General features: G+C 41.6%; 9 protein-coding genes, 3 rRNA genes, 1 pseudogene and 1 other annotated feature. Of the genes and pseudogenes, 8 read left to right on the top strand and 5 right to left on the bottom strand.

Annotation, left to right across the window (positions count from 1 at the left end; all coding sequences use genetic code 11):
* Window positions 1-49 precede the first annotated feature (49 nt).
* The 3 genes and pseudogenes from NYE61_RS05345 to NYE61_RS05335 all read left to right on the top strand — a co-directional run bounded on the left by NYE61_RS05345 (window position 50) and on the right by NYE61_RS05335 (window position 1,693).
* Window positions 50-809, top strand: a pseudogene (locus NYE61_RS05345) (AAA family ATPase).
* Between the two features lie 20 nt (window positions 810-829).
* Window positions 830-1,390, top strand: a complete 561-nt coding sequence (locus NYE61_RS05340; RefSeq protein ID WP_303447878.1) for a GNAT family protein — start codon at window positions 830-832, stop codon at window positions 1,388-1,390.
* Window positions 1,391-1,426: 36 nt separating this feature from the next.
* Window positions 1,427-1,693 (top strand): hypothetical protein, encoded by a 267-nt coding sequence (locus NYE61_RS05335; protein WP_303447877.1) that lies wholly within the window; start codon window positions 1,427-1,429, stop codon window positions 1,691-1,693.
* Between the two features lie 170 nt (window positions 1,694-1,863).
* Here NYE61_RS05335 and NYE61_RS05330 read toward each other — a convergent pair whose 3' ends face one another.
* On the bottom strand, window positions 1,864-2,445 hold the full coding sequence (locus NYE61_RS05330) for a class I SAM-dependent methyltransferase (RefSeq protein ID WP_095309109.1): 582 nt from the start codon (window positions 2,443-2,445) through the stop codon (window positions 1,864-1,866).
* A gap of 153 nt (window positions 2,446-2,598) precedes the next feature.
* Window positions 2,599-2,818 (top strand) — a binding site (T-box leader).
* A 212-nt stretch (window positions 2,819-3,030) separates the two neighbouring features.
* Here NYE61_RS05330 and leuS point away from each other — a divergent pair.
* Window positions 3,031-5,445 (top strand): leucine--tRNA ligase, encoded by a 2,415-nt coding sequence (gene leuS / locus NYE61_RS05325; protein WP_303447875.1) that lies wholly within the window; start codon window positions 3,031-3,033, stop codon window positions 5,443-5,445.
* Window positions 5,446-5,512: 67 nt separating this feature from the next.
* Here the strand turns inward: leuS and NYE61_RS05320 are convergent, their stop codons facing one another.
* The gene (locus NYE61_RS05320) at window positions 5,513-6,226 is read right to left on the bottom strand and encodes a hypothetical protein (RefSeq protein ID WP_339317010.1); all 714 of its coding nucleotides are present in this window, start codon (window positions 6,224-6,226) and stop codon (window positions 5,513-5,515) included.
* 210 nt (window positions 6,227-6,436) lie between these two features.
* Here NYE61_RS05320 and NYE61_RS05315 point away from each other — a divergent pair, with 210 nt between their 5' ends.
* The 4 genes from NYE61_RS05315 to rrf all read left to right on the top strand — a co-directional run bounded on the left by NYE61_RS05315 (window position 6,437) and on the right by rrf (window position 12,057).
* Entirely contained in the window at window positions 6,437-6,745 is a 309-nt protein-coding gene (locus tag NYE61_RS05315) for a rhodanese-like domain-containing protein (protein ID WP_303447873.1), read from the top strand.
* Window positions 6,746-7,140: 395 nt separating this feature from the next.
* Window positions 7,141-8,702: ribosomal RNA gene (locus NYE61_RS05310) — 16S ribosomal RNA — on the top strand.
* A gap of 202 nt (window positions 8,703-8,904) precedes the next feature.
* Window positions 8,905-11,823, top strand: a 23S ribosomal RNA gene (locus NYE61_RS05305).
* A 118-nt stretch (window positions 11,824-11,941) separates the two neighbouring features.
* Window positions 11,942-12,057: ribosomal RNA gene (rrf, locus tag NYE61_RS05300) — 5S ribosomal RNA — on the top strand.
* Together the 16S, 23S and 5S rRNA genes form the textbook arrangement of a ribosomal RNA operon.
* A gap of 243 nt (window positions 12,058-12,300) precedes the next feature.
* On the opposite strand, the gene NYE61_RS05295 is transcribed toward rrf, so the two are convergent.
* The 3 genes from NYE61_RS05295 to NYE61_RS05285 all read right to left on the bottom strand — a co-directional run bounded on the left by NYE61_RS05295 (window position 12,301) and on the right by NYE61_RS05285 (window position 15,295).
* Complete coding sequence (locus NYE61_RS05295) at window positions 12,301-13,488, bottom strand: dicarboxylate/amino acid:cation symporter (protein WP_095307626.1); 1,188 nt, start codon at window positions 13,486-13,488, stop codon at window positions 12,301-12,303.
* Window positions 13,489-13,747: 259 nt separating this feature from the next.
* The gene (locus NYE61_RS05290; RefSeq protein ID WP_095307624.1) at window positions 13,748-13,954 is read right to left on the bottom strand and encodes a hypothetical protein; all 207 of its coding nucleotides are present in this window, start codon (window positions 13,952-13,954) and stop codon (window positions 13,748-13,750) included.
* 66 nt (window positions 13,955-14,020) lie between these two features.
* Complete coding sequence (locus tag NYE61_RS05285) at window positions 14,021-15,295, bottom strand: NAD(P)/FAD-dependent oxidoreductase (RefSeq protein WP_095307622.1); 1,275 nt, start codon at window positions 15,293-15,295, stop codon at window positions 14,021-14,023.
* Window positions 15,296-15,506 lie beyond the last annotated feature (211 nt).

The raw sequence follows: 15,506 nt of genomic DNA, 5'->3' as shown, positions 1-15,506 counted from the left end.
CAGATGCAATGGCGTGACTAGATTACATATACGTATAGGGAGGGAAAAAATGAAATTAAATCAAGAGGATCAATTTATTAAAGAGATTCAATTACATAAAGATAGTATTCATTCATACGACGCATTTCCATTCGATCTTCCGGTTATTAAAAATTTTAAAAGGTTATTATTCCACCCGAACGTAACCTATATTATAGGAGAAAATGGAATGGGGAAATCAACCTTGCTGGAAGGGATTGCAATTGCACTTGGATTTAATCCAGAAGGTGGAACGAAGAACTTTAATTTCTCAAGCTTTGACTCGCATTCAAATTTAGATCAGTTTTTAAGAATCGCAAAGGGGCCATACCTGCCTAATGATAGCTTCTTCTTTAGAGCGGAATCCTTTTACAATGTTGCGAGCAATATTGTAAAAGGATATGGATGCGTCACCATATAGTGGATCAAGAATTATCGATTCATTTGGTGGTAAATCTCTTCACGAGCAATCACATGGTGAATCTTTTTTTGCAACATTTACGAATCGCTTCCGTGGCCAAGGCTTGTATATCCTTGATGAACCAGAAGCAGCATTATCTCCAATAAGACAATTATCAATGCTTGTAAGAATCCACGAGCTCGTTAATCAAGGATCACAATTTATCATTTCCACACATTCACCGATTCTTATGGCTTATCCAGATGCACGAATCATTCAGCTTACGGAGGTCGGTATGGAAAAACAGCGTTTAGAAGATACAGAGCATTATAAAGTGATGAAGCAATTTTTTGATGATAAAGATAGATTACTGCATCACCTGTTTCAATGATATTGAATAGGAGTGAGGCTATGAAAGCACCAGATTTAACGAGTGAAACAAAACGATTAATTATTCGACCATATCAGAAGCAGGATTATGAAAATTGGTATACGCAATTTAGTCGGCGATTGCCATCGCAATCCAAATACGATGAAGGTTATATTGACATGTCTCGTTTTACAAAGGATTGGTTTAGTAAATGGGTCCAAGGGTTCCGTGAAGGTGCAAAAAAAGATGATATATATATTTTGGGTGTTTTTCGAAAAGAAGATGGAGCCAATGTTGGGACTGTCGAGTTATCGACAATATTACGGGCGAAATACCAATGGGCTATGATGGGATATTTTATACATAATCAGTTTTGGGAGAAGGGGTATGGAAAAGAAAGTGTTATTGCTGCCACACATTTATTTTTTAAACAATTAAACTATCATCGTATCGAACTGCATATCAATATGGATAACGAGCCGTCGATTCGATTAGCAGAAAGTGCTGGTTTTATTTATGAATGTACAAGAAATGAATTTACTTACGAGCGTGGACGTTGGACAGATTTATTAATCTATTATCGGAATAACGACTCAATATGAAAAGGCATACGTAACTTCTAGAAAAGGAGAGAGAAGATGGGGACCGTCATTCGCTGGTTGCTGGCGATATTTTTTACATACTTTGCAATTATTACACTACAAACAGGACTGGAATTGCTTAGTGCTTCAAGAGAAGATGGAGCAATTGCAGTTCGATTCCTATCTTTTGAAATAAATAATCAAGTTGATTCGGAAAACATGGCATCCTATACGATTGCATTCTTTGCAGGAGCGCTTGTTGCTATGATACTTGCGCTCAGCCTTATGAAAGATGCCTTTTCTAGTCTAAAGGGAAAAAGTTAATTGGGATTTTTAAAAAAGGGCTTGGAAGTGAATCTCGCAGTATTGAAACAAAGAGCCGTCATCTCAAAAGAGAATCCTGCTCCAGTTATTAATTGCCTTTATTAAAAAATGATTCTGTTCGTGTTGGCATTTCCAAAAAACAGAGAATAATACATTGCAATTCATTGTACCTATTTTAATTTAAGAACTTTTTTTTGAATAGCAAGTATAAAAGGTGGGTCATTTTTTTGATTAATAAAGCCATAGCGTAAGACATTAAACTGCTTTTGATCTAGTTGAAGCAGGTACTTTAATAGTCCTTCTTTTTCTTCCTTGCCACCTTCATGGCCGTGGTATACAACAAGAACGACAAGTCCATCTTTTTTCAAACGGTTTAAAATAGCATCTACAGCAGTCACCGTTGAATCAGGTGTTGTAATTACTGTTTTATCGCTTCTAGGTAAATAACCGAGGTTGAAAATCGCACCTGCAATTTCTTCATTTTTATCCTTTGGAAAATAATCCAGAATTCTTTCATGACTATCGTGGATTAAAGATACATTGGAGCAATTATTGTTAATTAATACTTTTCTCGTATTTGCAATTGCTTGGTCCTGTATATCAAAGGCATAAACATGACCGTTTTCACCGACTAGCTTACTGAAGAATAAGGTATCATTTCCATTTCCGCACGTTGCGTCAATTACTTTTTCACCCGATTGTATCGTTTCTTCTAATAAATAATGAGCATAATTTAGAATTCCTTTTAGCATATATGCAGCACATTCCTTTTCATTAGATTTATCTCTTCCTTCATGTTATCACGAAAATGCCAATCAAGAAATGCAGTAAAAACTGAGGCGAACCTTTAAAATGAGGTTACCTTGACAATAGTTACCGGATTCATTATAATTCGGTTAAATAATCTAACGACTTTGATAAGGATTAGTAGTAATTTTTTTCAGGCATAGAGAGGCAGTGCTCGGTGGAAACTGCCGTTGAAAGATTTTATGAACTCACCTTTAATGTTGCAGGAATGAATAGGAGTAATTCCTGCCGTCTATCCACGTTAAAGATAACAAGTGAACGCGAATATATGCGTTAATTTGGGTGGTACCGCGGGAGATACAGCTTCTCGTCCCTTTTCTGGGGATGAGTGGCTTTTTTTTTCGCAGATAAGAAAGTGTTAGACTTTCTTATCTGCATAAGTGCAACTAAGGCATCGCCTAAATACTTGCACTCCAAAGTATAAGGGCTTCTAAAAAAGCAAAGAACGCTTTCGTAAGAATCCCTTTAATGAATGCCAAGTTTTCTAATGGAAAATACAAGCGTTGTACAGCGAAAGGAAGGAAAATTAGATGAGCTTTAACCATCAGCAAATTGAAAAAAAATGGCAAAAACACTGGCTTGAAAATAAAACGTTTAAAACGGAAACCTTTTCTGAAAAAGAGAAGTTCTATGCACTTGATATGTTTCCATATCCCTCAGGAGTAGGGCTGCATGTAGGACATCCCGAGGGCTATACGGCAACGGATATTCTATCGCGTATGAAACGAATGCAAGGCTATGAAGTAATGCACCCGATGGGATGGGATGCATTTGGGCTTCCGGCAGAACAATATGCAATTGATACAGGGAATAGCCCAGCTGAATTTACAGCAAAAAATATTGCGACATTTAAACGCCAAATACAAGAACTTGGTTTTTCGTATGATTGGGATCGTGAAATCGATACAACAGATCCGAATTATTATAAATGGACACAGTGGATTTTCACAAAGCTTTATGAAAAAGGGCTCGCTTATATCGATGAGGTTGCGGTGAACTGGTGTCCGGCATTAGGTACAGTTTTGGCGAATGAAGAAGTAATTGATGGAAAAAGTGAACGCGGTGGACATCCGGTCGTACGTAAACCAATGAAGCAGTGGATGCTGAAAATTACTGCATATGCTGATCGCTTGTTGGAAGATTTAGATGAATTAGATTGGCCAGACAGCTTAAAAGAAATGCAACGTAACTGGATTGGCCGCTCAGAGGGCGCAGAAGTAACATTTGCAATTGATGGACATGAAGAAGAATTTACTGTATTTACAACACGTCCAGATACATTATTTGGTGCAACGTATGCAGTGCTTGCCCCAGAACATCCGTTTATCGAAAAAATAACAAGTGCAGAACAAAAAGCTGCCGTAGATGCTTACTTGAACGAAGTCCAAACGAAATCCGATTTGGAGCGTACTGATTTAGCAAAAGATAAAACAGGTGTATTTACTGGTGCATATGCAGTTAACCCTGTGAATAATGAAAAAATGCCAATCTGGATTGCAGACTACGTATTAATGTCATATGGAACTGGTGCAATAATGGCGGTTCCAGCACACGATGAGCGGGACTATGAATTTGCAACAAAATTTGAATTGCCAATTGTGGAAGTAGTTTCAGGTGGAGATATAACAAAAGAAGCATTTACTGGTGATGGAGAACATATCAATTCAGGATTCTTAGATGGGCTTGGAAAAGAAGAGGCAATCTCCAAAATGATTGAATGGCTTGTCGCTGAAGGAAAAGGCGAGAAGAAAATTACGTATCGCCTGCGCGATTGGCTCTTTGCGAGACAGCGTTATTGGGGTGAGCCAATTCCGATCATTCATTGGGAAGATGGTACAATGACAACTGTTCCAGAAGAAGAACTTCCATTGGAACTACCAGTGATGTCAGAGATTAAACCATCTGGTACAGGGGAATCTCCACTTGCTAATAACAGTGATTGGGTAAATGTTGTTGATCCGAAAACCGGAATGAAAGGGCGCCGTGAAACAAACACCATGCCGCAATGGGCGGGAAGCTGCTGGTATTTCTTACGATACATTGACCCGAAAAATACCGAACAGCTAGCAGATCCAGCTGCACTGGAAGAATGGTTGCCAATCGATATTTATATCGGTGGAGCAGAGCATGCCGTGCTTCATCTACTATACGCACGTTTCTGGCATAAGTTCTTATATGACATTGGAGTCGTATCAACAAAAGAACCATTCCAAAAGTTATTTAACCAAGGGATGATTCTTGGCGAAGGTAACGAAAAAATGAGTAAATCAAAAGGTAATGTTGTAAACCCGGATGATATTGTAACATCTCATGGTGCAGATACATTACGTCTTTATGAAATGTTTATGGGGCCATTGGATGCGTCTGTCGCATGGTCAACAAATGGATTAGACGGTGCTAGAAGGTTCCTTGATCGTACATGGAGATTGTTCATGAACGATGATGGTACCCTTTCTGAGAAAATTGTGGAAGCAGAAAATACAGCTTTAGATAAGGTCTACCATGAAACGGTGAAAAAGGTAACAGATGACTTTGAAAATCTGCATTTTAATACCGGAATATCGCAAATGATGGTATTTATTAATGAAGGCTACAAAGCAGATCAAATTCCAAAAGCATTTGTGGAAGGGTTTGTGAAGATGCTTTCTCCAGTTGCCCCACATATTGCTGAAGAGCTTTGGGAACAACTTGGCCACTCAAATACGATTACCTACGAAGAATGGCCGGTCTTCGATGCATCGAAATTAGTGGAAGATGAAGTAGAAGTAGTTCTTCAAGTCATGGGCAAAGTTCGTTCGAAATTAAGTGTGCCGAAAGATATTTCGAAAGAAGACTTGGAAAAATTAGCATTAGCAGATGAAGGATTGCAAAAATGGATCGAAGGAAAAACAATTCGAAAAGTAATCGTCGTGCCAGGAAAATTAGTAAACGTAGTAGCGAACTAAATGAAACCAAAAAGATCTCCTTCTATATTTAAAGAGGAGATCTTTTTTTATGAAGTGTCACGTCCATTTAACTGGATTCAACCCAATTCGTTTGTAAAATAATCCACTCGCCATTTTCGAAATACCATAATGTTTCAATTGTGCCAAGACGATCTGCGTGGTAGGCACCGCTAATTTGTTGATAGCTTTTTAGACCATACCCTTTGCTTTCGCTAATCGATATTGGTTCATAAAAAGCAATTGGATCAATCATTAATGAAGTAGGTTTTAAAAGGTTGCCTTTTTTATCATAAATTCCAAGACGTATATAATCCTCTGCACGGTCTTTAACATCCATCACAATTGGCTTGCCATTAGGGACAATTTCAATAATTACTTGAAAATTCTCTTCAAAATTACCACTAACATAGCGCTGTTCTGGTAAAGGGATTTCTTTTAACTCCTGATTTGCCAATGTGTGTAAGAAAGAAGTGTATAAACCGCCACTCCCACCAGTCGGACTTTGATAGAAGATATCCTTTATTCCGTCATGATCCAGATCAATGAATTGAAGCTTTGGTTCGTAACCACCACCATAATTGATTTTCCACTCTTCTTTATCAGAAGATCGAATCTCAGCCCAAATATCTTGATAATATTGTGCGTCTGGAGCAAAAAGCTTTCCTTTCAATTCGATTGTATTGTTTTCTCCATCTCCTGTTACATCAGCTTGGTATGTTTCAATTAAGATACTATCTGGTGCTGTTTCTGCAGCAAATGTAATTGTTGGAAATGCAATCATCAATATGAGAAAAAAATATTTCACGTTCATCACTTCCTTTATTTGAAATAATAATGTGGTATATGTAAGGTGAATTGAATGTAACTTCACCTTTGCAAATAAAATGAATTACTTCTTGCTTTGTTAGTTCTTGTAGGTTGCGCATTGTGTTTGCATCCTATGCGTGAAATACGTAAAATTGAAATTGAATACAATAAAGGGGATGACAATATGCCAGAAATAAATGAAGTAGCACCTAAAGAAGTTGAAAAGCTGATGAACGAGGAAGATATTATAATCATTGATGTAAGAGAAGATGAAGAAGTTGCTCAAGGAATAATTGAAACAGCCAAGCATATTCCATTAGGAAATATTCCGGAAGCAGTAGATGACTTAGATAAAAATAAATCGTATATACTTGTATGTCGATCAGGAGCAAGAAGTATGAATGCGTCCAAATATATGGATGAACAAGGTTTTAAGGTTTCCAATATGAAAGGCGGCATGTTGGAGTGGGAAGGCGAAGTAATCGTCGATTAATAGAGAAGAAGTTATTTTCAGTAATTCTGAAAATAACTTCTTTTTATTTAGGTATTGCATTTTGAACTTAAGGGGTGTAGTATAAATTTTGCTGTCAAGAAGAGAAGCAAATGAAATAAGTTTTCAGCTTCAAAATGAACTCGACAAATTAAAAATAAATGTTGACAAGTATTTATGAGAAATGCTATAATAAACATCCACTAGTTAGGAAAAGTCGAAAATGATTTGTTTTTCAGATTTATTGTTGATTACTAGTGTGGTATTGTAATTATAAGTTAACAAATTTGCTCTTTGAAAACTGAACAAAACAACCAGTATGTCAAGAAAAAGGAAACTCGTTTTTCTTTTTAAAACAAGTAGAAGTCAGCTTCTACAAAAGCTAAGTATTACAAACTTTTATGGAGAGTTTGATCTTGGCTCAGGACGAACGCTGGCGGCGTGCCTAATACATGCAAGTCGAGCGCAGGAAATAAACAGAACCCTTCGGGGTAATGTTTATGGAATGAGCGGCGGACGGGTGAGTAACACGTGGGCAACCTGCCTGTAAGATCGGGATAACTCGCGGAAACGTGAGCTAATACCGGATAACACTTTTCATCTCATGGTGAGAAGATAAAAGACGGTTTCGGCTGTCACTTACAGATGGGCCCGCGGCGCATTAGCTAGTTGGTGAGGTAACGGCTCACCAAGGCGACGATGCGTAGCCGACCTGAGAGGGTGATCGGCCACACTGGGACTGAGACACGGCCCAGACTCCTACGGGAGGCAGCAGTAGGGAATCTTCCGCAATGGACGAAAGTCTGACGGAGCAACGCCGCGTGAGTGATGAAGGTTTTCGGATCGTAAAACTCTGTTGTTAGGGAAGAACAAGTTGGGTAGTAACTGACCCAACCTTGACGGTACCTAACCAGAAAGCCACGGCTAACTACGTGCCAGCAGCCGCGGTAATACGTAGGTGGCAAGCGTTGTCCGGAATTATTGGGCGTAAAGCGCTCGCAGGCGGTCTTTTAAGTCTGATGTGAAAGCCCACGGCTTAACCGTGGAGGGTCATTGGAAACTGGAGGACTTGAGTACAGAAGAGGAGAGTGGAATTCCACGTGTAGCGGTGAAATGCGTAGAGATGTGGAGGAACACCAGTGGCGAAGGCGACTCTCTGGTCTGTAACTGACGCTGAGGAGCGAAAGCGTGGGTAGCGAACAGGATTAGATACCCTGGTAGTCCACGCCGTAAACGATGAGTGCTAGGTGTTAGGGGGTTTCCGCCCCTTAGTGCTGAAGTTAACGCATTAAGCACTCCGCCTGGGGAGTACGGCCGCAAGGCTGAAACTCAAAAGAATTGACGGGGGCCCGCACAAGCGGTGGAGCATGTGGTTTAATTCGAAGCAACGCGAAGAACCTTACCAGGTCTTGACATCCTCTGATACCTCTAGAGATAGAGTTTTCCCTTCGGGGACAGAGTGACAGGTGGTGCATGGTTGTCGTCAGCTCGTGTCGTGAGATGTTGGGTTAAGTCCCGCAACGAGCGCAACCCTTGATCTTAGTTGCCAGCATTCAGTTGGGCACTCTAAGGTGACTGCCGGTGACAAACCGGAGGAAGGTGGGGATGACGTCAAATCATCATGCCCCTTATGACCTGGGCTACACACGTGCTACAATGGATGGAACAAAGGGAAGCGAACCCGTGAGGTCAAGCCAATCCCATAAAACCATTCTCAGTTCGGATTGTAGGCTGCAACTCGCCTACATGAAGCCGGAATCGCTAGTAATCGCGGATCAGCATGCCGCGGTGAATACGTTCCCGGGCCTTGTACACACCGCCCGTCACACCACGAGAGTTGGTAACACCCGAAGTCGGTGAGGTAACCTTTTGGAGCCAGCCGCCGAAGGTGGGACTAATGATTGGGGTGAAGTCGTAACAAGGTAGCCGTATCGGAAGGTGCGGCTGGATCACCTCCTTTCTAAGGATTATTACGGAAACATACTTGGTTGTTTGGTTCAGTTTTGAGAGAGTAAATCTCTCTATTTGTACCTTGAAAACTAAATAAGAGTAACAACGACATCAATATTAATGTAAAAGGCTGAAGCGACTGTTCTCAGGAGCTAAAGCTGGATTAAATAAAAGCAAGGCTAATAAATTAGTACGCTTATTTACTGTAACTTAGTTAAGTGAATAAGGGCGCACGGTGGATGCCTTGGCACTAGAAGCCGATGAAGGACGGGACTAACACCGATATGCCTCGGGGAGTTGTAAGTAAACTTTGATCCGGGGATTTCCGAATGGGGGAACCCACTGTTCGTAATGGAACAGTACATGCATCTGAATACATAGGGTGCATGAGGTAGACCCGGGGAACTGAAACATCTCAGTACCCGGAGGAAGAGAAAGAAAAATCGATTTCCTGAGTAGCGGCGAGCGAAACGGAAAGAGCCCAAACCAGAAAGCTTGCTTTCTGGGGTTGTAGGACACTCCACTCGGAGTTACCAAGGAATTCTTTAAATGAATCGACCTGGAAAGGTCAGCCACAGAAGGTAACAGCCCTGTAGTTGAAAAAGAATTCCCTCCGGAGTGTATCCTGAGTACGGCGGAACACGTGGAATTCCGTCGGAATCCGGGAGGACCATCTCCCAAGGCTAAATACTCTCTAGTGACCGATAGTGAACCAGTACCGTGAGGGAAAGGTGAAAAGCACCCCGGAAGGGGAGTGAAATAGAACCTGAAACCGTGTGCCTACAAGTAGTCGAAGCCCGTTAATGGGTAACGGCGTACCTTTTGTAGAATGGACCGGCGAGTTACGATCGTATGCAAGGTTAAGTGGAAGACACGGAGCCGCAGCGAAAGCGAGTCTGAATAGGGCGAATGAGTATGCGGTCGTAGACCCGAAACCGTGTGATCTACCCATGTCCAGGGTGAAGGTCAGGTAACACTGACTGGAGGCCCGAACCCACGTATGTTGAAAAATGCGGGGATGAGGTGTGGGTAGGGGTGAAATGCCAATCGAACACGGAGATAGCTGGTTCTCTCCGAAATAGCTTTAGGGCTAGCCTCAAGAAATAGAGTACTGGAGGTAGAGCACTGATTGGACTAGGGGCCCTCACCGGGTTACCGAATTCAGTCAAACTCCGAATGCCAGTTACTTTTACTTGGGAGTCAGACTATGGGTGATAAGGTTCATAGTCGAAAGGGAAACAGCCCAGACCGCCAGCTAAGGTCCCAAAGTATACGTTAAGTGGAAAAGGATGTGGAGTTGCCCAGACAACCAGGATGTTGGCTTAGAAGCAGCCATCATTTAAAGAGTGCGTAATAGCTCACTGGTCGAGTGACTCTGCGCCGAAAATGTACCGGGGCTAAACGTATCACCGAAGCTGCGGATTGTTCTTACGAACAATGGTAGGAGAGCGTTCTAAGTGCTGTGAAGTCAGACCGTGAGGACTGGTGGAGCGCTTAGAAGTGAGAATGCCGGTATGAGTAGCGAAAAAAGAGTGAGAATCTCTTTCACCGAATGCCTAAGGTTTCCTGAGGAAGGCTCGTCCTCTCAGGGTTAGTCGGGACCTAAGCCGAGGCCGAAAGGCGTAGGCGATGGACAACAGGTAGATATTCCTGTACCACCTCATGATTGTTTGAGCGATGGGGGGACGCAGTAGGATAAGGAATGCGCACTGATGGATATGTGCGCCCAAGCAGTGAGAAAGTCAGATAGGCAAATCCGTCTGGCAATTTCAAGCTGTGATGGGGAGGGAAATTTAGTACCGAAGTTCCGGATTTCACACTGCCAAGAAAAGCCTCTAGTTAGATCATAGGTGCCCGTACCGCAAACCGACACAGGTAGGCGAGGAGAGAATCCTAAGGTGAGCGGGAGAACTCTCGTTAAGGAACTCGGCAAAATGACCCCGTAACTTCGGGAGAAGGGGTGCTTCATTTACATGGAGCCGCAGTGAATAGGCCCAAGCGACTGTTTAGCAAAAACACAGGTCTCTGCGAAGCCGAAAGGCGAAGTATAGGGGCTGACACCTGCCCGGTGCTGGAAGGTTAAGGGGAAATGTTAGCCGCAAGGCGAAGCTTTGAACCGAAGCCCCAGTAAACGGCGGCCGTAACTATAACGGTCCTAAGGTAGCGAAATTCCTTGTCGGGTAAGTTCCGACCCGCACGAAAGGTGCAACGACTTGGGCACTGTCTCAACGAGAGACCCGGTGAAATTATACTATGCGTGAAGATGCGCATTACCCGCGACAGGACGGAAAGACCCCGTGGAGCTTTACTGTAGCCTGATATTGAATGTCTGTGCAGCTTGTACAGGATAGGTGGGAGCCTTGGAAACCGGAGCGCTAGCTTCGGTGGAGGCATCCGTGGGATACCACCCTGGCTGTATGGACATTCTAACCCAGGACCGTGATCCGGTTCGGAGACAGTGTCAGGCGGGCAGTTTGACTGGGGCGGTCGCCTCCCAAAAGGTAACGGAGGCGCCCAAAGGTTCCCTCAGAATGGTTGGAAATCATTCGTAGAGTGTAAAGGCACAAGGGAGCTTGACTGCGAGACCTACAAGTCGAGCAGGGACGAAAGTCGGGCTTAGTGATCCGGTGGTTCCGCATGGAAGGGCCATCGCTCAACGGATAAAAGCTACCCCGGGGATAACAGGCTTATCTCCCCCAAGAGTTCACATCGACGGGGAGGTTTGGCACCTCGATGTCGGCTCATCGCATCCTGGGGCTGTAGTCGGTCCCAAGGGTTGGGCTGTTCGCCCATTAAAGCGGTACGCGAGCTGGGTTCAGAACGTCGTGAGACAGTTCGGTCCCTATCCGTCGTGGGCGTTGGAAGTTTGAGAGGAGCTGTCCTTAGTACGAGAGGACCGGGATGGACACACCGCTGGTGTACCAGTTGTTCCGCCAGGAGCATCGCTGGGTAGCTACGTGTGGAAAGGATAAGTGCTGAAAGCATCTAAGCATGAAGCCCCCCTCAAGATGAGACTTCCCATCACTTCGAGTGAGTAAGATCCCTCAGAGACGATGAGGTTGATAGGTTCGGTGTGGAAGCGTGGTGACACGTGGAGCTTACGGATACTAATCGATCGAGGACTTAACTAAATTCTTTATTTGATGTCTTGTTTACTCTTATTTAGTTTTTAAGGTATAAATTTAAAAAAACCTTGCATTTTTATTCGGAAATGCATATAATAAAACTTGTCCTTGTTTTTGAGGATTGTCTGGTAGCAATAGCGAAGAGGCCACACCTGTTCCCATGCCGAACACAGAAGTTAAGCTCTTCAGCGCCGATGGTAGTTGGGGCTTTGCCCCTGCAAGAGTAGGACGCCGCCAGGCACATGTAAAAAGGAGTTACGAAAATAATTCGTAACTCCTTTTTACAATTATATACGAAGTACATTGTTTTCGTTGAGCAATAAAAAGGGATGTGTCTCATATGTGATGAGGACATCCCTTTTTATTGTTTATGTTACTATGAAATTTGATTGCCATAGTACCTAATTAGCTACGTCTTATAAGTGCAGTATTGAAGATAGGCTTCCTACTCTACAGTTGCTAAGGGCGCTTTTTCTTTAGCTGTTAAGCTTCTGATTTATCAGCTTCTGTAATATTAAATTTAGTGCTTATCGAATCAGTGATGACAGTAATAGCTCCGTCACCAGTTACATTACATGCTGTTCCGAAACTATCCTGTGCTAAGTATAGTGCAATCATTAAAGATACCATTGTAGGATTAAAGTGCAGCATAACCTCTAATAATCCAATTGCGGCCATAACCGCTCCACCTGGAACTCCTGGGGCAGCTACCATTGTAACACCTAACATAAGTAGGAATGGTAAAATTGAGATAAATGAGACTGCTTCTCCTTGTAAAAATAAAACAGCAAGTGAACAGCTCATCAATGTAATTGTACTTCCAGATAGATGAATATTTGCTAATAATGGTACGGTAAAATCTGCGATATTTTTTCGAGCCTTTATGGTTTTCGTTCGTTCTAATGTTACCGGAATCGTTGCTGCTGATGATTGTGTTCCCAATGCAGTAAAATAGGCAGGAGTCATCTTTTTTAGCATAATGAATGGATTTTGTTTACTTAATGAACCAGCAACAGTATATTGAACGACTAAATATAAAATATGAAGTACGATAATCATAACAAACACTTTTGCAAAAACACTTAGAATCGTTGCAACTTGTCCTGCATGCGTCATATTGGCGAAAATACCAAAGATATGGAAAGGAAGTAACGGAATAATTACCTTTTCGATAACAAGTTGGACGATATCACGAAAGTCATTCGCTATATTTAGTAATGTATTACTTCTAACCGCTGCAATTCCAATACCGATAACAAATGAAAGCAATAATGCTGTTACAACCTCCATTGGTGGAGCCATATCAATTACAAAGAATGCTTCACTTAATCCAGCAGTAGGATCTGTAAATGCTTGAAGAGACTGACCACTTAGCATTGTGGGATAAAGACTTTTAGCAGTAAAGAAAGCAATGATTCCGGCAATGATTGTTGAAGTATACGCAAGGCCGGCAGTAACACTTAACAATTTTCCTGCACCACGTCCAACTTCTCCAATTCCTGGTGTGATGAAACCAAGTATAATAAGTGGGATAATGAAGCTCAGAAAGTTACCAAAGAGCCCATTAAATGTTGCAAAGAATTGTATAAGCCAATCATTACTGAAGGAACCAATGGCAATACCTAAAATAATGGCAGTAATAATTCGTGCGAGTAAACCAAATCGTTTCATTTTTGTTCCCCCTAAAGATATATATTTTTTTAGTATACACTAACTGATACAGTGAAGACCATACTATATAAAAAGTGGGATAATTCGCAATTAAACTACAATTTTAAAAGCGTACCAAAATGGCACGCTTTTTTTGCAGCTAAGTAAGTAATAGGATACTTTCTTACTGCATCGTGAATTGCATTTTCCAAGCGAAATATCAGAGAATAATTCATGACATTTCATGCTGGAAATTATTGCTACAGAAGGCTTTATCTGATTAGCTCATCCCAAAGGGACCCATGCTTCCACTACTGCTATTATTTCCACTATTGCTGTTATTACCACCCATTCCACCAGACATGAATGGTAAGAATTTTTGAGCAACTTGACCAAGGTTTTGATTATTTCTTGTCATGGTATAATAGGTAGCTGCCCCAACGCCGACGGAAGCAAGAAGTGGTAACCAAGCACCGTTCTTTTGCATGTATCATCAACCCTTTCTGTCAAAGTATCAGACAATCTTAGGTTGACCGAAGCGAGCAAAAAAATCCTAGGAATCATATACCATATAAGACGCTTCAGTGGCTGCATTCATTCCGGCAAGCCTACCTGTTACAAGTGCTGAGGTGATATTGTAACCACCGGTATAGCCGTGAATATCCAATATTTCCCCGCAAAAATAAAGCCCATGCATTAATTTAGATTGCATCGTATTCGGTACAATTTCCTTAATGGTAACACCGCCACCTGTTACAAAGGCTTTCTCAAGCGGCAACGAACCATGCACATAGAAGTGAAAGTTTTTAATTGTGTGCACGATCGAGCGAACCGTTTCTTTTGACACATTCGCACACTTTTGCTCATCTGTAACATTGTTTTGTATAAGGATGTAGTTTAATAAACGTTCGGGTACAATTCCTTTTATCACATTTCTGAATGATTTTTTAGGATTTAATTCCATTGTTTCTAAAAGATGTTGTACCAATTTGTCTTCGTCTTTATCAGGTAAAGCATCCAATAAAACGGGAACTTGTTTATTTCCCTTCATTAATTCTTTAACTACAAATTGAGAGCAACGTAATACCGCGGGTCCAGATACACCAAAATGGGTGAAGAGCATGTCCATTTGATGCGTGATAATAGGCTTACCTTTTTTGTTTAAAACAGATAAAGCAACGTTGCGTAAGGAAAGACCTTGCAGGCTTTTGTTTTGGATGAAAGGCTCTTTTGATGTCAGTGCAACCTCTGTAGGGTAAAGCTCTGTAATCGTATGTCCCGCCTTCTTCGCCCAAGCATAGCCATCACCTGTAGATCCGGTGTGAGGGACAGCTTTTCCGCCGGCTGCAATAACAATCGTTTTGGTGTTTATTTTTTCTCCATCTTCTAAGATAACCGTGTGTGTCGTGTTATCATAGTGTACAGCTTTGACTTTCGTGTTCATGTTTATTGATACATGTAAATCATTTAATTTATCGATAAGGGCATTAACAACGCTTTGTGCAGAGTTAGAAACAGGAAACATTCTGCCATGATCCTCTTCTTTCAATGCTACGCCCATATTTTCAAAAAAATCGATAATATCATAGTTATTAAAGATAGAAAATGCACTATATAGAAATTTCCCATTTCCAGGGATATGTTTAATCACTTCATCCTGCGGGAGTCTGTTTGTTACGTTACATCTGCCGCCACCAGAGATGGCAAGCTTTTTCCCGAGCTTTTTTCCTTTTTCAAGGAGCATTGTCTTTGCACCATGCTCGGCTGCTGATATGGCTGCCATAAGCCCAGATGGACCTCCGCCAATTACAATTACATCATATTTCAATTTGATTCATTCCTTTCCTATGTATATTACCACTTATACACTACATTTCGCCATAGATGACAGAATAAATTTGAAAAGCTCTTTAGAAAACTTCTGATCCTCTAAACCTTTATCTAAGCGAATGTATGAAAAAAGAAAAGTTATTTACAGTCCTATTTGCCAAAAATTGATGATTCCAGACGAACATTATAGGAAGAAACTGCTGATTAAG

Source organism: Oceanobacillus sp. FSL W7-1304, assembly GCF_037969805.1.
In the GTDB taxonomy this organism is placed as follows: domain Bacteria; phylum Bacillota; class Bacilli; order Bacillales; family Amphibacillaceae; genus Oceanobacillus; species Oceanobacillus profundus.
The sequence above is the reverse complement of the archived record's forward strand: the minus strand, read 5'-3'. Positions and strand labels throughout refer to the sequence as shown.

Coding starts and splice junctions, on each gene's coding strand:
- NYE61_RS05290 (WP_095307624.1), bottom strand. CDS start 13,954: ATGCAAAAGAACGGTGCTTGGTTACCACTTCTTGCTTCCGTCGGCGTT.
- leuS (WP_303447875.1), top strand. CDS start 3,031: ATGAGCTTTAACCATCAGCAAATTGAAAAAAAATGGCAAAAACACTGG.
- NYE61_RS05340 (WP_303447878.1), top strand. CDS start 830: ATGAAAGCACCAGATTTAACGAGTGAAACAAAACGATTAATTATTCGA.
- NYE61_RS05335 (WP_303447877.1), top strand. CDS start 1,427: ATGGGGACCGTCATTCGCTGGTTGCTGGCGATATTTTTTACATACTTT.
- NYE61_RS05330 (WP_095309109.1), bottom strand. CDS start 2,445: ATGCTAAAAGGAATTCTAAATTATGCTCATTATTTATTAGAAGAAACG.
- NYE61_RS05315 (WP_303447873.1), top strand. CDS start 6,437: ATGCCAGAAATAAATGAAGTAGCACCTAAAGAAGTTGAAAAGCTGATG.
- NYE61_RS05320 (WP_339317010.1), bottom strand. CDS start 6,226: ATGATTGCATTTCCAACAATTACATTTGCTGCAGAAACAGCACCAGAT.
- NYE61_RS05295 (WP_095307626.1), bottom strand. CDS start 13,488: ATGAAACGATTTGGTTTACTCGCACGAATTATTACTGCCATTATTTTA.